This is a genomic window from Oleidesulfovibrio vietnamensis (assembly GCF_055388115.1).
Map to the genome: position 1 here is coordinate 2,211,510 of NZ_AP042419.1, position 20,591 is coordinate 2,232,100.

A 20,591-nucleotide genomic window follows, 5' to 3' on the forward strand; every position below is an offset into this window, starting at 1 on the left:
CATTCCCATGCAGACAGTGTTCACCCCATCCAACCATTTGCGGATCGGCAATGCCAAAAAAAGAAAAAGGGCAAACTCTGGTGTGCGTGTACCCGGACTGGTGTAAAGGCTGCGGCATTTGTGTAGCCTTTTGTCCGGGCAAGGTTCTTGAACTCAATACACTGGGCAAGGCTGAGGTCACAAAGATGGATCAGTGCATAAACTGCGGCTTCTGCGAGCTGCACTGTCCTGATTTCGCCATCGTGATCAAACCCAGGGTAGCAGGTGCCAGCTGTCCGGTCTACGGGCCCTCCGCACTGCCTCAAACTGAGAGTGAAGGTTGATATGGCCCAAAGAAAAAAGAAAAAAAAAGAAATTTTTGCACAGGGAAACGAAGCCATCGCACAGGGCGCACTGCTTGCGGGCTGCACTTTCTATGCGGGCTACCCCATCACCCCCTCCACTGAAATAATGGAGGTCATGGCGGCCCGTCTTCCGGCCCTCGATAACGGGGTTTTCATACAGATGGAAGACGAAATCGCCAGCATGGGTGCCATAATCGGCGCATCGCTTGCCGGACGCAAAGCCATGACCGCCACCTCCGGTCCCGGTTTTTCGCTCATGCAGGAGCATATCGGATATGCCTGCATGGTAGAGGCTCCTGTGGTGGTGGTCAATGTCATGCGCGGCGGCCCCAGCACGGGACTGCCCACCAGCCCCGCACAGGCCGATGTCCAGATGGCGCGCTGGGGCACCCACGGCGATCATTCAATCATCGTGCTTTCGGCTTCCACGGTGCAGGAATGCCTTGATATGACCATCGTGGCCTTTAACTTTGCCGAAAAATACCGCACTCCCGTCATCTTGCTTATTGACGAAGTGACGGCGCATACGCGTGAAAAAATAGAGATTCCCGACCAGAAAGATGTGGAGATACTCTCGCGCGTTCTGCCTTCCGTGCCGCCGGAATGGTTTAAACCGTTTGCGGACACGGCACGCGGTGTGGCGGCTATGCCTCCCATAGGTACGGGGTACCGCATGCATTACACGGGACTGACACACGACGTCATGGGCTTTCCCACCTCACGCCCGGAAGAAGTGAACGAAGCCATGTCGCGCATGTTCCGCAAAATTGACCAGTTTTATCCTGATATCCAGATGGTTGACGAATACCTGCTGGATGATGCCGAAATAGCGGTCATTGCCTACGGCAGTGTTGCCCGTGCTGCGCATCTGGCCGTGGAACAGGCCCGTGAACGCGGTTACAAGGCAGGTCTGCTGACCCTGAAAACCCTGTTTCCCTTCCCCAGACCTGCGGTGGAAAAGCTGACCAAACGCTGCGGGGCGGTTATCGTGCCCGAAATGAACATGGGCCAGATGTCCCGCGAGGTAAAACGGGTTAACAGCGGCAGCACGCGGGTAAAGACAATCAACCGTGTCGACGGCCAGATCATTTCCCCGTCGGAAATACTTAAAGCCATAGTATAGGTGGAGCATGTCAGACGTCACCCAACTCATCCACGAATACCTGCGGCACAATAAGAAATTTCCGCACGTGTTCTGTCCCGGCTGCGGACACGGCATAGTCCTCGGCTCGCTTATCCGCAGTGTGCACAGCCTGAATCTGTCCAAAGACGATGTGGTCATCGTTGCCGGAATCGGCTGCTCAGGCCGCATGGCCGTATATGTGGACTTCAACACCGTTCACACCACACACGGCCGCGCCCTTACCTTTGCCACCGGCATCAAAATGGCCAACCCGGCGCTCAAGGTCATCTGCGTCATGGGCGACGGCGATGCCATGTCCATCGGCGGCAATCACCTTATCCATGCCGCGCGGCGCAATATCGGCATCACCACTCTCATACTCAACAACTTCATCTACGGCATGACCGGCGGCCAGTGTTCTTCCGCGACACCCCACGGCGACCTTTCCATGACCACGCCTTACGGTTCGCTGGAACCTTCCTTCGATATCGTGGAAATGGCACAGGCGGCCGGAGCCAATTATGTCGCGCGCGGCACTACCTTTCATGCCAACCTGCTGGACAGGCTGATAACCGGTGCGCTGCAGAGCCCCGGCTTTTCAGTGGTGGAGGCTCTTTCCCCCTGCCCGACTCAGTACGGCCGCAAAAACAAATTCAGAAGTGCCGTGGACATGTATCAATGGCTCAAAAAAAACACAGTCAAACTGGAAGCCATTGAATCAGGCAAAGCGCCCAAGAGCGACCCGCGTATCCCCATAGGTCTTTTCCGCGACAGAAAGCTGGACGGACTGGAAGAAAAATACGCGGCACTCAAGACAAAACTGATGGACGGTGCCCGATGAAAAAAACATTGCAACATATCCACCGGTTTGAAATCCGTCTTTCCGGTCTCGGCGGGCAGGGCATCATCACTCTGGGCCGGCTTCTGGGGGCATCGCTTGCGCTGGGACACGGCTACCATGTAACACAGACCCAAAGCTACGGCCCCGAAGCCCGCGGTGGCTCCAGCCGTGCCGACGTGGTCATCAGTTCAAGCCCCATCAGCTACCCCAAAACAGAAAATCTTGATCTGCTGGTGGCGCTCAGTCAGGAAGCCTGCAACAACTACTACCGGTATATGAAACGGGCCGGAGTGCTGCTTGTGGACACCACGCTGGTACAGCATACCCCCACCAACCACTTTCTCGGCCTGCCCTTTACCCGCATGGCACGAGAAAAAATAGGCAACCCGCTGACTATCAACACTCTGGTGCTGGGCGCGGTGACGCACCTTCTGCCCTTCGCCGAGCGGCGGCTGATACGCAAAAGTCTGGAAGAAAACCTCCCCCCCAAGATTCAGGCCATCAACGTCAAGGCGTTCAATCTTGGACTGCGGCAGGCAGCCAAACACTTCGGCGAGGCACCGGAAATATGGAAGCTTGCCAAAGATCAGGCAAATGCGGCAGAAGAACAGGAAACAGACTGACACACTGAGGGAGCGCGGCTCCCTCTTTTTATCATCAATCCCCGAAGACATGCAGAAGCATGCCGGAGCAGTGAGGAGCGTTCATGAGTGCAACAGTGGAAGAACTGACAGTCGATTATGAAGAAGGCGGAATTCTTGTTGTCAAAGAAATTGATAAGGTCATTCTTTCCAAGGGAGCATGGGCCACAGTGCTTTTCCGGTACAAACAATGGGACAACAAGCTGGAAGACTACGGCACCGACAAGTACATCATCCGCCGCTACCGCAAAATGAACGGCGAGTACCGTGCCCAGTCCAAATTCAATATTTCCAGCCCGAAACAGGCCAGAATGATCGTAGACGCTCTTCAGACCTGGCTGGCGGAAACAGACGAAGCGTAGCCTCCTCAGGCCGGCGCCTTTACTCCGGCCCGCAGTATGCTGTGTGCCGCCCGGCGAAATACAAAAAAGCGGAGGTTCCGGCGGGAACCTCCGCTTTTACTTTCATCCGCCAGAGGCGTCTATCTGCCCATGCGTCCTTTACTGACAGCGAACTTTTTGGCATCGATACCGTACTTCTTAACTTTATAGTTAACAATACGGTAGCTTACGCGCAAATCGCGGGCAGCCTGCAACATATTGCCACGGGCTTTTTTCAGCGCGTCAACCAGTAGTTCCTGCTCAAACTTGGCCACCGCCTCGCAGAACGACAGACTGGAATCTGTTGCTGTGCTTTCTGCTGTCTGCAACGAAGGGGGCATGTGATACGTACGGATAACCTGTTCATCACACACCAGCACTGCACGCTCTATGCAGTTTTTCAGTTCGCGGATGTTACCGGGCCAGTGATACTGTGTAAGCAGGTCGATGGCAGGGGTGGAAATACGCTTGATGCTTTTCTGATATTCCTCTGCGTATTCTTTAAGAAAATGCTCAGCAACGGGAAGAATATCTTCGCGGCGTTCGCGCAGCGGAGGAATGAACACCGGAAACACATTGATCCGGTAATAAAGATCCTCACGGAAACTGCCGCTCTCCACAAGCTCTTCCAGATGCTGGTGTGTGGCGCAGATCAGGCGGACATCAACGGAAATGGTCTGTTCACTGCCGAGCCGCTGAATTTCCTGTTCCTGAATGGCACGCAGCACTTTAGCCTGAGCCGAGGCACTCAATTCACCTATTTCATCAAGAAACAGCGTCCCCTTGTGTGCAAGCTCAAAAAGGCCTTTTTTATTCTGGACAGCACCTGTAAACGCGCCCTTCTGATAGCCGAACAGCTCGCTTTCCACCAGATCGGACGGTAAAGCCGCGCAGTTAAGCTTGATAAGCGGCATATCACGCCGGGGGCTGGCCTGATGTATGGCCTCTGCAAGAAGCTCTTTGCCGGTGCCCGATTCGCCCCGCAGCAAAGCCGTCGCCCTGCTGGGACCAACCTGAGCCACCTGATTGAGCACAAGGCGCATGGACTTGGACGCAGCCACAATATTAGCGGCCTGCACCGTGTTTTCGGCAACGTCACCGCCTATGAGGCCCTGCGTCATCATATGCTTCTGACGAGCCATTTCTTCCTGCAGGTAGGCAGCCTGGTTGGCTATCATACCGGCAACAACCTGCAGAAAACGGCACTGTCCTTCCAGAGAGGGCAGGTCAGTTATGGGCGTGTCCACGCTCAGTGTGCCGATAACCTCCCGGGGAGAGGCTTCTTCGCCCGGTCCGAGCACAGGCACGCATATAAAGCCCAGAGTTGCCAGCTCTTCTTCCGAACGGCCGAACGCTTTATTGAGAAACGAAGGATGATCTTTCATCCTCGGCACGATGACAGGCTGTCCGGAACTGAAAACCTGTCCGGTCACCCCCACTCCCGGCGAATATTCCACATCCTGCGCTTTGGTAGGATCATGCGTCAGGCTAAGCTTGAGCGTTTGTGTTTCGGGATCGAAAATAACAAGGTGGGGGCGTTTGAAGTGGTGATTTTCAGCCAGCGTGCGCAGTAATGACTTCAGCGAAGACTGAAACGGACGCTGCGGGCCCATGTCGGAAACAATGCGCTGCAGCGTGCCTAGATATGGCTGTAATCTGGAATCTTGGGTATTGATCTGGTTCATAATAAGTGCTGATTGCGGCGTCCGGCCACGGCGCTGAGACCTAGGTCGACTACCAGCATGGTTCAGGTCAAACACATTGTGCTGTTCACGGCAAGTCACCGCAAAAAACATAGTCGCACACAGCCGTGCCGGATGAAACCGACACACGGCAGAAACAGGGTAACAACCATGCTCCGCCGCCGGTGTCCGCTCGCCGCATGACAGGCAGGGCTAGCTGCCGCTCTGCATATGCTGTTTCAGGCTCTGGACACGAAAGGCAATATAGCCTTTTTCATCTGCTGCAACAACACCTTGCAGTGTTTCAAAAGCAGCCAGAGCCTGATCGTAGCGTCCGGCTTCAAAAGCAGCTTCGGCCAGCATTCTGTTTACGGAAACAGTAAAACTTTCAGGTGCTTCTGCTGCAAGGGCCATCAGAATATCTGTCGCCTCAGCAGCTTTATCCTGCTGCAGCAAAGCCTGCGCCAGGCCGAACCTGGCCATAAACACGGGGCCTTCCCCATACGCTATGACAGCGTTGTAAGCGGCGGCGGCACGGTCATACTGCTTCAGTTCCAAACCGGTTCTGGCAATTTCCAGATTTACGGCGGTCTGCAGTTTGCCGGAAACGCCGGAGGCAAAAGTGTCCAAAGCCTGAAGCTTTTCGACACCGCTTTTGGTGGCAACAATCATGCCCAGTTCGGCCTGCTGTTTTTTCAGCGTGGCGGCACTGTTCCACGAATAGGCAGCCGCTCCGCCGGCCAGTAAGACAACAGCCCCAAGAGAAAGACTGATCGTTTTGATATTATTAAGAATAAAGCGCAATGCAGGGTCAGCTTCCGGTGTAACTTCAGAACTCAGCTGATGCAGCAGCGACGTCTGTTCTTCTCGGGCTTGCGACATTCGTACTATCTCCTTGGGTGGAAGCCGCATAACGGTATTCCACGTGATCGTTTCTTGGAAAACGCAGTCACTTGTAAGCATGGCTTACAGAAATGTCAAAAGGGAATTAAGCGATGTAACCGTCAGGACGGTGTATTGCCACTTAGTGCAGAAACGGATAATTTGCCAGATTCATAATGCGGTTATCAAGCTAGGAGGCATCATGGATATACAGGAAACAATCAACCAGATGGGTAAAAAAGCAGCCGCAGCCGCCCGTGCCATGCGCGCTGCATCCCCTTCTGCAAAAACAAGCGCCCTGCTCAGTCTGGCACAGCTTATCCGTCAGGAAAACAAAGCCATCACCCAAGCCAATGCCAGGGATCTGGCCGCAGCGGCAGACCGGAGTCTTGATGCTCCGCGCATGGACAGGCTGCGCCTGACCGATGCTGTTATCGAAGAAATGGCCCGCGCCTGCGAATTTGTCGCCGGACTGCCCGACCCCATCGGGGCCACCGAAAAACAGTGGCAAAGGCCCAATGGACTGCTGGTGGGCAAAATGCGCATCCCGCTCGGCGTCATATCCATGATCTATGAATCACGTCCCAACGTCACGGTGGACTCGGGCATTCTGTGCCTGAAGGCCGGCAATGCCGTGATACTGCGCGGCGGTTCGGAAGCTTTTCATTCCAATATGATGCTGGCCTCGCTTATCCACAGGGCACTTATACTCGCCGGGCTGCCGCAAGACGCCGTGCAGGTGGTTCCCTCCACCGACCGCGGCGCCATCAAGGCCCTGTGTGAACTGGAAGAATATATTGATGTCATAATACCCCGCGGTGGTGAAACACTGATCCGCACTGTGGTGGCCGATGCGCGCATGCCCGTGCTCAAGCACTACAAAGGCGTTTGCCACGCCTATGTCGATGAAGGCGCCGACCTTGAGCAGGCCTGCGAAATCATCTTTAACGCCAAAGTACAGCGGCCCGGAGTGTGCAATGCTCTTGAAGGTCTGCTGGTACACCGCTCCGAAGCTCATACGCTGCTGCCCGCCGTAGCGCAAAAGCTCGGCGACGCCGGGGTCAGTTTTCGTGCCTGCCCCCGCGCCCTGCCCCTGCTGGCACCCCATGGCGTGCCTATGGCAGAGACCGATCCCGGCACGGAATTTCATGATCTGGTGATGGTCGTGAAGGTGGTGGACAGTCAGGACGAAGCGCAGGACTACATTGCACAGCACGGCTCGAACCATACGGAAATTATCTGCACCCGCAATCATCAGAACGCCATGCGCTTTGTGCGTGAGGTGGACGCTTCAATGGTTGCCGTGAATGCCTCTTCCCGCTTCAATGACGGCGGGCAGCTGGGGCTCGGGGCCGAAATAGGCATCAGCACCTCAAAGCTGCACTCATACGGCCCCATGGGAGTTGAAGAGCTGACCACGACAAAATTCGTGGTGCTCGGAAACGGTCAGATTCGTCAGTAGCCTTTTCACCTGCCGGCAGGGCATCATACCGCCCTGCCGGCAGATACTCCGGTACCTCAATGCATACTAAAGCGCTGTTCGGCGGCACATTCAACCCGCCGCATGTGGGGCATCTGCGCCTCATTATTGAAATATATGAAGCCCTCGGTCTTGAAACCGTTGAGCTGCTGCCGTGCAGTGTCCCGCCGCACAAGGATGCGGGCGGCATTCTGCCGTTTGCATTGCGCTGCAGTATGCTTGAAGCCATGGTGCAGCCTTTTGACTGGGCAAGGGTAAACAGAACCGAAGGGGAACGCAGCGGCCCCTCGTACACGTATGACACACTGCGGATGATGACACGGCATACCAAGGAAAAACCGCTGTTTGTGATGGGAGCGGGTGATTTTCCCACATTACCGGCATGGCATAAAGGAACCGAGCTTGCCGATATGGCCGACCTGCTGGTGGTCACACGCGGAACAGATACGGCCGGAGAGTTCATGCAGGCAGTACATGACTGGCCGGGCAGTGCACTGACTCCGTGTATGCCCCAGCACCCGGCCGTGGAACACGAATTCCGCACAGCGGCCAACGGACGCATTCTGTATATGCCTATCCCCGCGCTGCAGGTCAGCGCATCTCTGATACGCGAACGCTGGCTACAGAGAAGAAGCATTCACGGACTTGTGCCGGACAATGTCATACATATTCTGAACAGCAGCGCCGCCGAAGTGCAGCGCAGCTGGAAATAGCGGTCAGCACGCCTTGCTCTGCAGCATGCCTTCTTCCCAGACGACAACCCCCCGGCCTGTTGTTTTGGCATGATACATGGCCGAATCGGCACGCCGCATGGCTTCGCCCGCGTCAACAACATCGGGCGGCTGTAGCAGCAGCACGCCTATGCTCATGCCCAGACGATGCTCTTCGGGCAAATTTTCAAAGGGCTTGTCCAGCACTCCGCGCATATCTTCGGCCAGACTGACGGCACGTTCCACCCCGCCTACGCCGCGCAGCAGCACACAAAACTCGTCACCGCCCACACGTCCGATAACATCGGCCGTGCGCACCCTGCTGCTCAGCCTTGCCGCCACCTCGCGCAGAACCATATCACCCACGTAGTGACCGTATTTATCATTAACCTTTTTAAAATAATTAAGGTCAATATACAGTAACGCCGAACAGATGGAGCTTTCTTTCACCTCTTCGACAGATTTTTTCAGCATATCACGAAACGCCGCTCTGTTGCTCACGCCGGTCAGATCATCCTTTGTGGCCAGCCGCAGCAGATGCAATTCGTGCTTGCGCCGCTCGGTCACGTCAATGATCATGCCTTCCAGCCGGTTTACGTTACCGGCAGCATCAAGCACGGTATGGCAGCTAAGCTCCACCCACACGGTGTCACCTTTGCGCGTCATGAGCTGCAGCTGAAAACCATGCACCGACTCCTGCGAAGCAAGAAAAGGCAGGCAATGCTCACCCTGTTCCGCTCCCGTGGCAAACAAAGCGCAAAGCGAAGGCACCTCGTGCAGCATGGTTGCCGCATCGGGAAAACCGAAAAGCGCCGCCATGGATGGATTGACTTCCAGAAAGCGACCGTCTGCTCTGGCCTGAAAAATTCCTTCGTGGGCGTTTTCAAAAATTGTGCGGTACTTTGCTTCGGCTTCACGCTGCGCCGCCGCAGAAGCAACCAACTCGGAAACATCCGTCAAAACGCACACATATTCCGACTGCCGGTTACCTTCAGCCTTTCGGCAGGATACCCCCACCCGGACAGGCAGAGCCACATCGTCGACAGCCTGCAGATTGCCACCGAAAGAAGCAAATCCGCTTGTCGCTGCGCTTTGTGCGGTGAGCAGAAAGCGGGAAACGCTGCCCGGATGCAGCAAAGAAGTGAAAGGGGCATGCAAAGCCACGGCACCGGTATTCTGCAGCATGGCCACCAGCTTGGTATTGCAGTACCGGATGTGGTACCCGGCATCCAGAATGGCCAGTCCGTCATTCAGGCTTTCCACAATCAGGCGGTAGCGGGCTTCGCTTTCCAGCAGCCGCTGTTCCAGCTTTTTCTTGTGAATGGCCATCTCTATGGAACGGTGCAGCGTGTCCGCCGCCACGGGCTTGGCCAGATAACCGAACGGATTGACCCGCTTGGCCCGCTGGAATGTTTCCACATCCTGACTGCTGGTTATGAAAATGATCGGCAGATTGCATCCGGCTGCAAGACGGGCTGCGGTTTCCACACCGTCCAGTGCCCCGCACAGCATTATATCCACCAGTGCTATGTCCGGACGCAGATCAGGGGCACAACGCACCGCCTCTTCACCGTTATCAAACACCCCGAGCACATCATACCCTAATGACTCCAGCTGGATACGCAGAGTTGCAGCGGCAAGCCTGCCGTCTTCGACAATCAATACTCCGGGCAAATCATCTGAAGCTGTCATCAGTCCCCCTCACACCCTGCCTATCCCCCCGCAGTTTCGAACGCTATTTCCTTTATCATCAAAGCAATGTAAAGGGAATCCGCTAACGGTACTCAAATAGCGTCTTTACAACAGTACTCATGAAAGCTACTGTTGCCGAATTATCGCATAAGGCCTGGTCATGCTTCGTAAAACATCTCCCAGAACCGTACGCCAAAATCTTGCGCGCGCCAAGTCCGCCATACGGCGGGACAATATTTTCAAAGCAATAGAATGTACACTGGCCGCACTGCGCGCCTATGTACCGGGCGAACTGCTTGCCACTGCCCGCTTTGAAACCGAAGTCCTGCTGGAAGAGGTTATAACAGACCTCAACCGTTCTTCAGGCATCACCGGTTTTTTCCGCCACCAGAAGATAGAAACCTCCGTTCCCATACGGTATGCCCGCGGCAGAGAAGATGAGCTGGTGGACAGGCTGGAAACTATCCTCCACGGACTTATACGTCTGCAAGAAGAAACCCTGAGGCTGGAAAAAGAAGAAGAGCAGGCCAGAAAGCTGCAGCTGCTGGAAAACGGCCGTGCCTGTCTTGATAAAGGCCAGCTGCCCAGAGGAAAAAGCTACCTGCGCAGAATTGTTGACGAGTGGGGCCATGAAGAAGGCATAATGTCGTCCATCGGTCTGATCATGCTTGAATACGGGCTATATTTCGAGGCCGCCGATGTTCTGAGCCATGCCATACGGCGCTTTCCCGCCGACAGCAAAGCATGGGCCGGGGCCATTCAGGCATACAAGACTCTCAAAGAGTATGAAAAAGCGGAGTCGCTGTACCTGAAGGGTATGAAACAGTTCGGCAGGCACCCAGTCACTCTGCTGAATCTGGCAAAGCTGTACATGGACTGGCGCAAGACAGATCTGGCCTATGATTATGCACGGCTCGCTCTGGAACGCGACCCGCAACTTGCTGAAGCCTCCGACATTGTCCGGCAGGCAGAAAAAAAACTCTTTTCGCGCTAAAGCGCTGCACTGTTCAGCACCTGCCGTATCCCCTGCCTCACATCGTCAACACTGATGCTCTGCATGCAGCGCTGACCATGGGCACAGGGTTTGCTGCCGTGCAGCGAACAGGGCCTGCACGCCATATCGGCTTCAAGCACCACATCACGGGGACCCTCGGGATAAAACCCCCATGCACGGTGTGTGGGCCCGAACAGAGCCACCACAGGAGTGCCTGTTCCGCAGGCCATATGCATGGGGCCGGAATCACCCGTTACCAGCACATCGGCAGCGGCCAGCAGCGCACAGCTCTGCCGCAGGGACGTACGCCCCGTACAGTCGGCAAAGTATGCCTCCGGAAGCTGCATACCTGCAAAAGGCGACTGCCCCACCCCCACAACCACACAGCGCAGTCCGCTATGCACCAGTCCCACCGCCAGCTCGCGCCAGTTGTCGTCCAGCCATGCCTTGTGCGAATGGGTTGAGTACGGGTGCAGCGCCACCAAAGGCCTGTCAGGTGCAGACGGCAGCAGGCCGCCGGCAGCTGCAGTTTCGGCCTCATCAAGCCTGATGACGGGCAGCAGCGCATTTCTGGGCGGCGCCTTTTTTTCCACTGCCAGAGCATACCGCTGCGGAACATTGAACTGCTCCAGTGCTGCAGCGCATAAACGCCCGCCGCTGGCCAGAAAAAGCCGGCGGCAGACCGCCATTTTAGGATACCTGCGCACAGGTCCCCGCCACAGGGAACCAAGCAGCCGCGACCGCAAAGTGCCGTGCAGGTCAAGCAGCCCCCAGCCTTCATACTGTCGCGCAAGGCGTCGCAGTACCCCGGCCATGCGCGGCATGTGCAAATCCGCGTCATCCAGAGGGGCAACCCCTTCTACGGCGGGCAGCCCGTCAAATACAGGTGCCCAGGCCCTGCGCGTCAGAACGTGGAACCGCCACCCGCGGTGCCGGGACAGGTAGTCGAGCACGCCGGTGGTAAGCACAACGTCACCAAGAGCGCTGAGCCTTACAACCAGCCATTTCTGAGGTTCATTCATCCCGCATTCCTTTACGCGGACGGCGTATTGTACAGTAACCGGCCGCAAGGGCGCGACCGTAGCAGGTGGCAGCCCGAAAGAAAAGTCAAAGCCGCACTGCGACACCGCATCGCTTTGCAATTGTCACACAGCTGGCACGGTCTCCGGCGTTCCTGAACGTATAACATCCCAGCTTTACAACACAGCCTGTCAGCCAAGGGGGGATCCATGGCAAGGCAAGAAACGCTGCCGCTCTTAACAACCGGCCGGGCTGACGGGGACACAGCTCCCGACTCGGCTGTCCGGCCTCTGCTGAAGGGCGGAGTCCCGCTGCATATCATCCTGCTCATACTGCCCGAACACAGCCTCATGGGTAAACTGTACGGTCAGGAGATGGCGGACAACATCATCACCATGGCCGCAACCGCCATGCACAAAGCCCCTGCTCTGAAGGGCGCAAAACCTGTCCTGTTTTCTCCGTCAGCGGGCGAACTATGCGCCGCATTTCCCGCTGAAAACGCACAGCGCGGCAATCTTGCCGACACGGCGTACACCATCCGACTTATGGTCCAGAACAGCATCGAGCCCGAGGCTGTCCGCTGGACAGGCAGAAGCATACAGATAAACGCAGGATGCGCAGTCTGTCAGCCGGCGGCAGACAGCGTCCGGCAGGCCCGCGGATTCATGAGTGCCCTGGCCGAAGCGCGGCAGCTGGCGCAACAGGGTATGAACGCCGGTCAGTTGCATATGGCAGGCGAATTGCGCAGCATACTTGCCCGCAAATCACTGCGGACGCTTTATCAACCCATCATCAACCTGAGCACAGGCGAAACAGCCGCATGGGAGGCTCTTACCCGGGGGCCGGAGGGCACCGTTTTCGAGTCTCCTCTCATTCTGTTCGACATGGCCGAAGAACTGGGACAGCTTTTCGCCATTGAGCGCCTGTGCCGCGAAAGCGCTGTACGCGGCGCAGGCACCCTGGGACCGGAACAACTGCTGTTCCTCAACGTGCATCCCCGCACGCTTACAGACCCGGCTTTTTCCACTGGCAATACCCGTAAAATGCTGGAAGCTGCGGGGCTGAGCCCGCAAAACGTGGTTCTGGAAATAACGGAGCGCCACAGCATCAGAAACTTCACCCTGTTTTACAAGACACTGGCCCACTATAGGGGCCAAGGCTATAAAATAGCCATTGACGATGCGGGAACAGGGTATTCCGGACTTTCTTCCATTGCCGAAATAACACCCGATTTCATCAAGGTGGACATGTCGCTGATACGGGGCATCAACAGAGACCCTGTCCGGCGGGCTCTGATGGAGACCATGATTTCGCTGGCAGATAAAATAGGCTCGCGGGTTATTGCCGAAGGCATTGAAACCCGCGAGGAAGCCATGACTCTGGCGGAAACAGGTGCGCATTTCGGACAGGGGTTTTATTTCGGCAGACCGTGCGCCGGCCGCAGGACAATCACAATCAGCCCTGAAAAGCTGCGTATACAGCCTTTCAGCACGGTATTGCACCCTGTGGGCTGCTCTGTACCCACCGGCAACCTTGCTCTGCCGGTCACCAGCGTAACGGGCAGCACCAGAGTAAGTACCGTACGCGAGCTTTTTGAACAGCACCATCCGATGACCAGCATAGCCGTGGTCGATGACGGGCGGCCGGTGGGGCTTGTCATGGACTATCATCTGAACCGTCAGTTGTCGGCGCAGTACGGTGTGGCCCTGTATTTCAAGCGGCCCGTGTCGTCGGTTATGGACCATACACCGCTTGTGGTTGATGAAAACGAGCCGGTGGAGTGCACAGCCCAGAGAGCCATGGCGCGGGGAAAGCTGCAGGCGTACGATGATGTTCTTGTCACCCGCGCAGGCAGACTCACCGGAGCGGTATCAGTGCAGAGCCTGCTCAACACGCTGGCAAAGGTGCAGGTGGAACTGGCAAAAGGGTCAAACCCGCTCTCCGGTCTGCCCGGCAATGTGGCACTGGAAAGAGAAATGGAGCGTCGGCTGCATTCCGGTCAGCGCTTTGCGCTTATCTATGCCGATCTGGACAACTTCAAAAGCTACAATGACAGCTACGGATTTAAAAACGGCGACAGGGTCATTCTGCTGCTGGCGCGTCTGCTTTCATGGGCTGTAAGGCGGCACGGCACAGACAGCGATTTTACCGCGCATATCGGCGGCGACGACTTTGTGTGCGCCGTGCATGCAGACAGGGCGGAAAGAATATGTCAGGCAGTGGTGCGCTGCTTCAAACGTCTGGTGCGCTCGTGCTACTGCGAAAAAGATCTGGCAAAAGGCTGGATACGCGCACGGGGCCGTGACGGGGTGGAAAGACAATACAGCCTTGTTTCTGTATCGCTGGCGGTCATTGAATGTCACGGCAGCGTCTCGCTGCAGGAAATCGGAGAACGTGCGGCACAGATAAAACACTTTGCCAAAACGCTGGAGGGCAATGTCTATGTGACCGACCGGCGGGCTCCGCTGGGCAGCGGCAAAGCAACGGCATGCACCTGCCAACCGGCATAGACAAACATGTGCCGCCGGTGCATGTGACGGTCGTGCAACACCGGCACCATCTCTGCCGCGCAGAACCGGCTGCCTGCCGGAGGCTGACGGCAGCGTACCTTCCTGTATCCCGCACCGCAGCATTCCGCGTATTCTGCTTAACAGACGCGGTATCACGGCATTGTGCCCCTGCCTGTTGCAACTTGCATGAAAAAAAGGCTGCGGAACAATACCGCAGCCTTACGAGTTCATATGTATACGGATGAAAGAATCAGTACCGCTCGAATTCGCGGTCGTCATCCTGCGGCGCTTTCTCCATGTCCAGCCGTATCCTTACAGGCGCCGCCGCTTTTGCCGGCGCAGCCTGCACTTGTCTTACAACTGCAGCGGAGCCGGTGCCTCCCGAAGACACCACCCCGGCCATGCCTCCGTCCAGCTGAAAAAAAGCCACGGCCTGCTGCAGCTGCCCGGCCTGAGCCGCCAGTTCCTCAGAAGTGGAAGCCACCTCTTCGGATGCCGCTGCATTCTGCTGCACAACCTGATCAAGCTGATGCAAAGCTTCGCTCACCTGCTCGGCTCCGGCACTCTGCTCCATGCTGGCTGCCGCAATTTCCTGCACCAGCTCAGATGTTTTTTCAATGGCCGGAACAAGCGAGCTCAAAAGCTCACCGGCTTTTTCGGCAACTTCCATGCTCGACGCCGAAAGACCGTTGATTTCTGCAGCGGCGGCCTGACTCCGTTCAGCCAGCTTACGCACTTCTGAAGCAACGACAGCAAACCCTTTGCCCTGCTCTCCGGCACGCGCAGCCTCAATGGCGGCATTCAGCGCCAGCAGGTTGGTCTGCCTTGCAATTTCCTCAATAATGGAAATCTTGCTGGCAATTTCACGCATGGCCGCCACGGTCTCTGCCACCGCTTTGCCCGATTCTCTGGCATCTCTGGCTGCGTCAGCGGCAATGCATTCGGTGGCTTTGGCATTTTCCGCATTCTGGGCAATCCGGGCTGCCATCTGCTCGGTAGATGCAGAGCACTGCTCCACCGAAGCAGCCTGCTCCGTTGCCCCCTGTGAAAGCGCCTCGGCCGTTGCACTCAGCTCCTCACTTCCCGCCGATACGTTTTCCGCGCTTTGCTGCACGTCCCGCACCACCGCGGTGAAACGGTTCACCATGGTCGCCAGCGAGGCAAACAACCTGTCCTCATCGGAACGCAGTGACAGGCTGACGCGTAAATCGCCCGCTGCCAGAGCATCCGCCACACCCGCAACCTTATGCTCGGCATCCACCATATCGCGCAGTGCAAGAAGCAGAGCGTCTTTATCCGAACGCGGCGTGACACTTACATCAAGACGCCCGTGCGCAAGATGTCCGGCCACGTCCGCCACCTGCTGCTGAGCGTCCACCATTCGCTGCATGGCGGACATGAGCGTGCCTATTTCGTCACTGCCACCGGCATCAATGACCACTCCGGCATCGCCGACGGCCACTGCGTCGGCCACCTGCACAGCCTGTCCAAGCCCGCGCCGGATGGAACGGATAATGAAAAACGCTGACAGAACACCAAGAAGGAGCGCCCCGGCAGCCATGCCCAGCAGCATACGCCGGGCGGCAGCCGTCTGCGCGTCCATGGATGCCTGCTGTTCTTCCAGAACAGACTTCACAATGGCAGCCACCTCATCCGCCACAGCGGTCATTGCGGCACCGTATTCCTTCTGCTGTCTGCTTACCTGTTCAAAAACAGATACACCGCTACGATAGCTCGTGACGCTATCGGCAAGAGCTTCCACGGTTTTACGTTCCTGCACGGAACCGGACTTTGCGGCAAGGTCGTGCATGCCCGCCAGCACATCATCAAGAGCGGCGTAAACGTCCCGAAGCAGCGCCGGATCCTGCCGCTGCAGGAAAGAAAGCACCGCGATACGCGAACGCAGAAATCCGGCCAGTACCTGCCCCTGCACCCGTGCCTTCTCAACGGCATCCTCTGCAGTTCCCGCAGATACGGTCCCTGCTTCCGGTGTATGTTCTGAAACGACCTGCAGCTTGTCCAGATCTTTGCCCAGTGTCTGTGCCACAGCGATCATTCTGGCAAGTTCCTCTTCATAGGCTTTCTGGGCTGTGATGTACTGTGCAAAAACAGAGGCGTAAGACTCATATTTCTGGCGCAGCATGATATACCGCTGCGTTTCATGCTCTGATAAAGCCTGTGCATGCAACGCAGCAAGTGCGGCATTAATGTGCTCGCCTGTATCTTTAAAATTGCCCGCATGCCCCGCATCCGCAGTCATCATGTAGTAGACCACCTGCAGACGTGACCGCAGCATATCTTCCATGACGCCGTGAACAGCACCAGTTGTTTCAGAAGCAGTCATCAAAGTGCGCTGCCCTGTAAGGGAAATCAGCGAAACAGCCCCTACAAGCAGCAAAACCCCTCCGAAGCCGAGTACCAGCTTCATGGCTATGGACATGTGTCTCAGCATACAACCCTCCCGGTAGATGGCCTGACATGACAGAAAAAAACCCCCTGCGCACGGCAGAAGACGCGCAGGCTACATTAGCTGATAGAAATTCTCAATCATGTTTATGTTACAAGACCGTCAACAAAAAAGCCTCTCCGGCGACTGCCGGAGAGGCTTCACGGTAAAAAAACAGTTCATATTTTCTGCTCGACGTCCATGAAACACGGTATGCAGAGCGTACGCCCCCCGAAACGGCGGGTACGCGACTCCATCACATGCTCACCGCATTCCGCGCATTCAAGACTCGCAAGCACGGCTGCCGGTCTGGGAGCCATATCCCACCCTGAAACGCTGAACATCTCTTCCAGCGGTAACGTGTAAAACTGTTTTTCCTGCGCATCGCGCAGAGCGGAAAGCTCTGCCTGCATTTCAGAGGTCAGTTCCGCCTGCGCCCGCATCTTCATCAGTTCCGCCATGCGCACCGCACCGGCACCTCTTGCCTCCGGACGCAGCACCGCGCGTATACCTCTGCCGGAAGTTCTGTCATAAAAACAAAAAGCCATCTTGCCGTAATCGCGATGGATCAAATTTCCCTTGCCCAGTGTGCAACCGGTGATGAACTGGATAGCATCCACCCCGCACATGTCCGTTTCCACCACGGACACCATATCAACATCCTGCCCGCTGCCCAGAGTGTTCAGCGCAAGTTCAGCGGCGCGCACGCCGATGGCAAGCCCCGGGCAGCGGTGCCCGTGAAAGGCTTCAACCCTTTCCAGCAGTTCAGTAGAAAATCTGCATGTCATCTCCGCCTCCTTACGCTTTGGGCACCACGGTAGGGTACCCGTTCAGGCTATGCACTGTCACAGGCAGGTCATACACAGCCTCAATGACCGAAGCACAGACCTCCTGCGCGGCGACCTCGGCAAACACTCTGCCTTCTTTGACAAAAACAGCTTTATCGGCATATCGCAATGCCGTGTTCAGATCATGCATCGTCATCACGGCAGCAATGCCATGATCATCAATTACATGACGCAGCATGCGCATTATTTCCACCTGACTGCGCAGGTCGAGAGAACTTGTAGGTTCATCCAGCAGAAGCAGTGACGGTTCCTGCACCAGAGCCCGCGCTATGCACACCTTCTGCAGCTCGCCGCCGCTCAGCTGGTCAATGTACCGCAATGCAAGTTCTTTCAGTCCGAGCCTGCGGATGGCTCCGTCGGTAATGCTCAGGTCATGCTCCTGCACCTTCCAGCGGATATGGGGCTTGCGGCCCATCAGCACCGCATCAAACACCGTCAGCCGCGCCGCCTCGGAGCGCTGCGCCACATAGCCTATGCCCAGCGCCACCTCGTGTGGACTCATGGCAAGCACGTCTTTTCCCTCAACCCATACCGCGCCGCCTGTGGGACGGTGGATGGCGTTGATGCACCGCAGCAGGGTGGTCTTTCCCACCCCGTTAGGCCCCAGAACGGCCACCAGTTCCCCCGGCTGCACGCCGAAAGCAATGCCCCGCAGAACGTGCCTGCCGTTATAGGCGAACGAAACATCACTTACATTCAGCACTACGGCCTCCTAGACTTTACGCCCCCTGATAATCAGCCAGATAAACACCGGTGCCCCCATGAATGAGGTAAGTACCGATACCGGAAGAACATGCGGCGCCAGAATCAGACGGGCCGCAGAGTCGGAAACCAGCAGAATCAGCGCGCCGCCCGCCACGGATGCAGGCAACAGAAAACGGTGATCGGCCCCTATGACACGTCTGACCATATGCGGCACCACCAGCCCCACAAAGCCGATGATTCCCAGAAACGCTATGATGACCGCCGTCAGCAGACTGGCCACAAGCATGCCTGTCAGCCGCACCCTGCCCACGCGTACTCCCAGCCCCATGGCAGTTTCGTCTCCGGCATCTATGGCGTTGTAATTCCATACGTTGGATAAAAAATATACACTGCATGCCGCCGTTGTCAGGGCCAGAACCGCCAGCTCTGTCCACGTGGCCCGTGCCGTATCGCCAAATGTCCAGAACACGATGGCCGCAAGCTGCACATCGTCAGCGAAAAACTGCAGAAACATGGTTCCCGCGGTAAAAAGAGCTCCCAACGCAACGCCGGTCAAGACCATGGTTTCGGGAGAAGCCCCGCGCAGACGGGAAACAGCGATAATGACCAGCGCAGCGGAAAGGCTGCATGCAAAGGCCGCCGCTGTCGTCATCAGCGGCGAAGTGACACTGACGGCACCCGCGGCTGTGGATGTCATGGCCCCGCCGCCGAGCACCATTACCGAAAAAGCCGCGCCAAAGGCCGCCGCATGCGAAATACCCAGCGTGAACGGTGACCCGAGCGGGTTGCGCAATATGGCCTGCATGGCCGCACCTGCCACAGCCAGCCCCGCTCCGGCCACAATGGCGGAAAGAGCCTGCGGCAGGCGGATGTTCCAGATTATGGCCTCGGTGCGGGCATCGGCTCCCAGTCCGGCAAGGCTGCGGACAACAGACCCCAGCGGGATATCCGCCGCCCCTGAGCTGACGGAGACAACCAGCGCTGCCAGCAGCGCTGCAGAAACACCACACAGAAACACAGCCTTGGCCCATATATACCGGCGGTACTCTTCGGGAACCTTTCCGTCATGAAAATGCATGTCAGTTCACCGGAACCGCTCTGTATGCAAGGCCGTCAAAGGATCTGTTCAACTGCTCAAAAACGGGACTACCCACAAGAAACGTATAAATTTCATCAGCTTTTGCTGCGGGATCCACGTCGGCAAAACGTTCGGGATACAGCACGGAGCCGATATAGTAGGCATTGGCAAGTATGGAACCGTAATTCTGCGTGTACCAGTTGTACGGCAGCAGGCCGAACACACGCCCCTGCCGCACCGCACTCAGCGTCGCATATGCAGGGTCGGAACGAAGCTCTTCTATACCGTTGGCTTTGTCCGCCAGCCGGAGAGTAGACAGATCGACAAAGAGGTAGTCGGGATTCCATTGGACAATTTTTTCACGGGCAACGTCAGAATGCTGCAGCCTGCTGCCCACGGCATCCTGCCCGGCAAGGTTGCGTGCATTTACAAAACTGAAAGGCGGGTAAGCAGGCTCGGTGGACTGAAACCCGTGCGGCCCCTTGAAAGCTATCCCCCCCACAAAAACAGACGGCCGCATATTTTCCGCAATGCCGGCGGTCCGCCGTTGCAGATCGGCAATGGCGTTTTCAAAAAAAGTGATTACTTCTTCGGCACGGCCGGTCTTGCCCACCACATGCCCCATCATGCGCAGGCTGTCATACAGATGCTGGCGTCCGGCTCCAAGATCGCCATAATTGAGCACCACCACGGGAATGCCGGTTTTTTGCTGCAGCTCAAGGGGATCGTACCCCATGGAGCTTGTGTAGGTTTTAAAAACAACCTGCGGCTGAGGCGCAAGCATAAGAATGCGTTCCGGGTTGTCGTATCCGCGGAACTGCCCGAATACGGGAAGATTTTTAAATGAAGGGTTGGCAAGAGCGTATGGCCGGGCGTCAAAACGGTCTCTGCGGACTTCGATATCGTCCACCGCCACGGCCATATGCTGAGCCTGAAGGTATGTCAGCAAGCGCAGACAACCCGAGCCCGAACAGATAACCCGCTGCACGGGAACCGGTACGGCAAGAGCCTTTCCTGCAGCATCGTGCACAGCCGGCAGGGACAGCGCAGCCCGGGCACCTGAAAAACCGAACAGAACCACCAACAGGGCCGTGACAACCGAAATCATGCGCATACAGTCTCCTCCGGCATCCGCTTATTGTGCTACAAATTTACCTTTTTTGTTACATCTAGCCTGCCGGTGGCACAAGGTCAACAATCACTTACACAAAGAAC

At 56.7% G+C, this 20,591-nt stretch carries 18 protein-coding genes; 9 read left to right on the plus strand and 9 right to left on the minus strand.

Annotation, left to right across the window (positions count from 1 at the left end; genetic code table 11):
* The first annotated feature begins 50 nt into the window (after nt 1-50).
* From ACZ5D1_RS09990 to ACZ5D1_RS10010, 5 genes are all read left to right on the plus strand, one after another.
* Nucleotides 51-323: a 4Fe-4S dicluster domain-containing protein gene (locus ACZ5D1_RS09990; protein ID WP_011367591.1), complete on the plus strand. Its 273-nt coding sequence runs from the start codon at nt 51-53 to the stop codon at nt 321-323.
* A gap of 1 nt (nt 324) precedes the next feature.
* A complete protein-coding gene (locus ACZ5D1_RS09995) occupies nt 325-1,467 on the plus strand; it encodes a 2-oxoacid:acceptor oxidoreductase subunit alpha (protein ID WP_011367590.1) in 1,143 nt (380 codons plus the stop codon).
* 7 nt (nt 1,468-1,474) lie between these two features.
* A complete protein-coding gene (locus ACZ5D1_RS10000; RefSeq protein ID WP_011367589.1) occupies nt 1,475-2,308 on the plus strand; it encodes a 2-oxoacid:ferredoxin oxidoreductase subunit beta in 834 nt (277 codons plus the stop codon).
* Nucleotides 2,305-2,931 carry a 2-oxoacid:acceptor oxidoreductase family protein gene (locus ACZ5D1_RS10005; protein ID WP_011367588.1) on the plus strand — a complete coding sequence of 209 codons (627 nt, stop codon included), beginning with the start codon at nt 2,305-2,307 and terminating at the stop codon, nt 2,929-2,931. Before ACZ5D1_RS10000 ends, ACZ5D1_RS10005 begins: the two co-directional genes overlap by 4 nt.
* Before the next feature lie 83 nt (nt 2,932-3,014).
* Nucleotides 3,015-3,311, plus strand: a complete 297-nt coding sequence (locus ACZ5D1_RS10010) for a hypothetical protein (protein ID WP_011367587.1) — start codon at nt 3,015-3,017, stop codon at nt 3,309-3,311.
* Nucleotides 3,312-3,430: 119 nt separating this feature from the next.
* Here ACZ5D1_RS10010 and ACZ5D1_RS10015 read toward each other — a convergent pair whose 3' ends face one another.
* Together ACZ5D1_RS10015 and ACZ5D1_RS10020 are read right to left on the minus strand one after the other, a co-directional pair.
* Entirely contained in the window at nt 3,431-5,014 is a 1,584-nt protein-coding gene (locus ACZ5D1_RS10015) for a sigma-54-dependent Fis family transcriptional regulator (RefSeq protein ID WP_011367586.1), read from the minus strand.
* 210 nt (nt 5,015-5,224) lie between these two features.
* Nucleotides 5,225-5,893, minus strand: coding sequence for a tetratricopeptide repeat protein (locus ACZ5D1_RS10020; protein WP_464554789.1), 669 nt, complete (start codon nt 5,891-5,893; stop codon nt 5,225-5,227).
* Between the two features lie 202 nt (nt 5,894-6,095).
* On the opposite strand from ACZ5D1_RS10020, the gene ACZ5D1_RS10025 reads away from it, so the two are divergent.
* Both ACZ5D1_RS10025 and nadD read left to right on the plus strand, forming a co-directional pair.
* Nucleotides 6,096-7,355: a glutamate-5-semialdehyde dehydrogenase gene (locus ACZ5D1_RS10025; RefSeq protein ID WP_464554790.1), complete on the plus strand. Its 1,260-nt coding sequence runs from the start codon at nt 6,096-6,098 to the stop codon at nt 7,353-7,355.
* 59 nt (nt 7,356-7,414) lie between these two features.
* Nucleotides 7,415-8,086 (plus strand): nicotinate (nicotinamide) nucleotide adenylyltransferase, encoded by a 672-nt coding sequence (gene nadD / locus ACZ5D1_RS10030; protein WP_273195198.1) that lies wholly within the window; start codon nt 7,415-7,417, stop codon nt 8,084-8,086.
* 3 nt (nt 8,087-8,089) lie between these two features.
* On the opposite strand, the gene ACZ5D1_RS10035 is transcribed toward nadD, so the two are convergent.
* Nucleotides 8,090-9,775 (minus strand): diguanylate cyclase, encoded by a 1,686-nt coding sequence (locus ACZ5D1_RS10035; protein ID WP_011367582.1) that lies wholly within the window; start codon nt 9,773-9,775, stop codon nt 8,090-8,092.
* A 160-nt stretch (nt 9,776-9,935) separates the two neighbouring features.
* Here ACZ5D1_RS10035 and ACZ5D1_RS10040 point away from each other — a divergent pair, with 160 nt between their 5' ends.
* Nucleotides 9,936-10,769, plus strand: a complete 834-nt coding sequence (locus ACZ5D1_RS10040) for a tetratricopeptide repeat protein (protein WP_011367581.1) — start codon at nt 9,936-9,938, stop codon at nt 10,767-10,769.
* Here ACZ5D1_RS10040 and ACZ5D1_RS10045 read toward each other — a convergent pair.
* On the minus strand, nt 10,766-11,791 hold the full coding sequence (locus ACZ5D1_RS10045) for a glycosyltransferase family 9 protein (protein WP_011367580.1): 1,026 nt from the start codon (nt 11,789-11,791) through the stop codon (nt 10,766-10,768). The genes ACZ5D1_RS10040 and ACZ5D1_RS10045 overlap by 4 nt on opposite strands.
* A 207-nt stretch (nt 11,792-11,998) precedes the next feature.
* On the opposite strand from ACZ5D1_RS10045, the gene ACZ5D1_RS10050 reads away from it, so the two are divergent.
* Nucleotides 11,999-14,299 (plus strand): GGDEF domain-containing protein, encoded by a 2,301-nt coding sequence (locus ACZ5D1_RS10050; protein WP_455696052.1) that lies wholly within the window; start codon nt 11,999-12,001, stop codon nt 14,297-14,299.
* A 250-nt stretch (nt 14,300-14,549) separates the two neighbouring features.
* Here the strand turns inward: ACZ5D1_RS10050 and ACZ5D1_RS10055 are convergent, their stop codons facing one another.
* The 5 genes from ACZ5D1_RS10055 to ACZ5D1_RS10075 all read right to left on the minus strand — a co-directional run bounded on the left by ACZ5D1_RS10055 (nt 14,550) and on the right by ACZ5D1_RS10075 (nt 20,490).
* The gene (locus tag ACZ5D1_RS10055) at nt 14,550-16,751 is read right to left on the minus strand and encodes a methyl-accepting chemotaxis protein (protein WP_464554792.1); all 2,202 of its coding nucleotides are present in this window, start codon (nt 16,749-16,751) and stop codon (nt 14,550-14,552) included.
* Between the two features lie 173 nt (nt 16,752-16,924).
* Nucleotides 16,925-17,533 (minus strand): FmdE family protein, encoded by a 609-nt coding sequence (locus tag ACZ5D1_RS10060; RefSeq protein ID WP_455696054.1) that lies wholly within the window; start codon nt 17,531-17,533, stop codon nt 16,925-16,927.
* 10 nt (nt 17,534-17,543) lie between these two features.
* Nucleotides 17,544-18,296 (minus strand): ABC transporter ATP-binding protein, encoded by a 753-nt coding sequence (locus ACZ5D1_RS10065; RefSeq protein ID WP_011367576.1) that lies wholly within the window; start codon nt 18,294-18,296, stop codon nt 17,544-17,546.
* 9 nt (nt 18,297-18,305) lie between these two features.
* Nucleotides 18,306-19,376 (minus strand): FecCD family ABC transporter permease, encoded by a 1,071-nt coding sequence (locus tag ACZ5D1_RS10070; protein WP_464554794.1) that lies wholly within the window; start codon nt 19,374-19,376, stop codon nt 18,306-18,308.
* 1 nt (nt 19,377) lies between these two features.
* Complete coding sequence (locus tag ACZ5D1_RS10075; protein ID WP_464554796.1) at nt 19,378-20,490, minus strand: iron ABC transporter substrate-binding protein; 1,113 nt, start codon at nt 20,488-20,490, stop codon at nt 19,378-19,380.
* Nucleotides 20,491-20,591 lie beyond the last annotated feature (101 nt).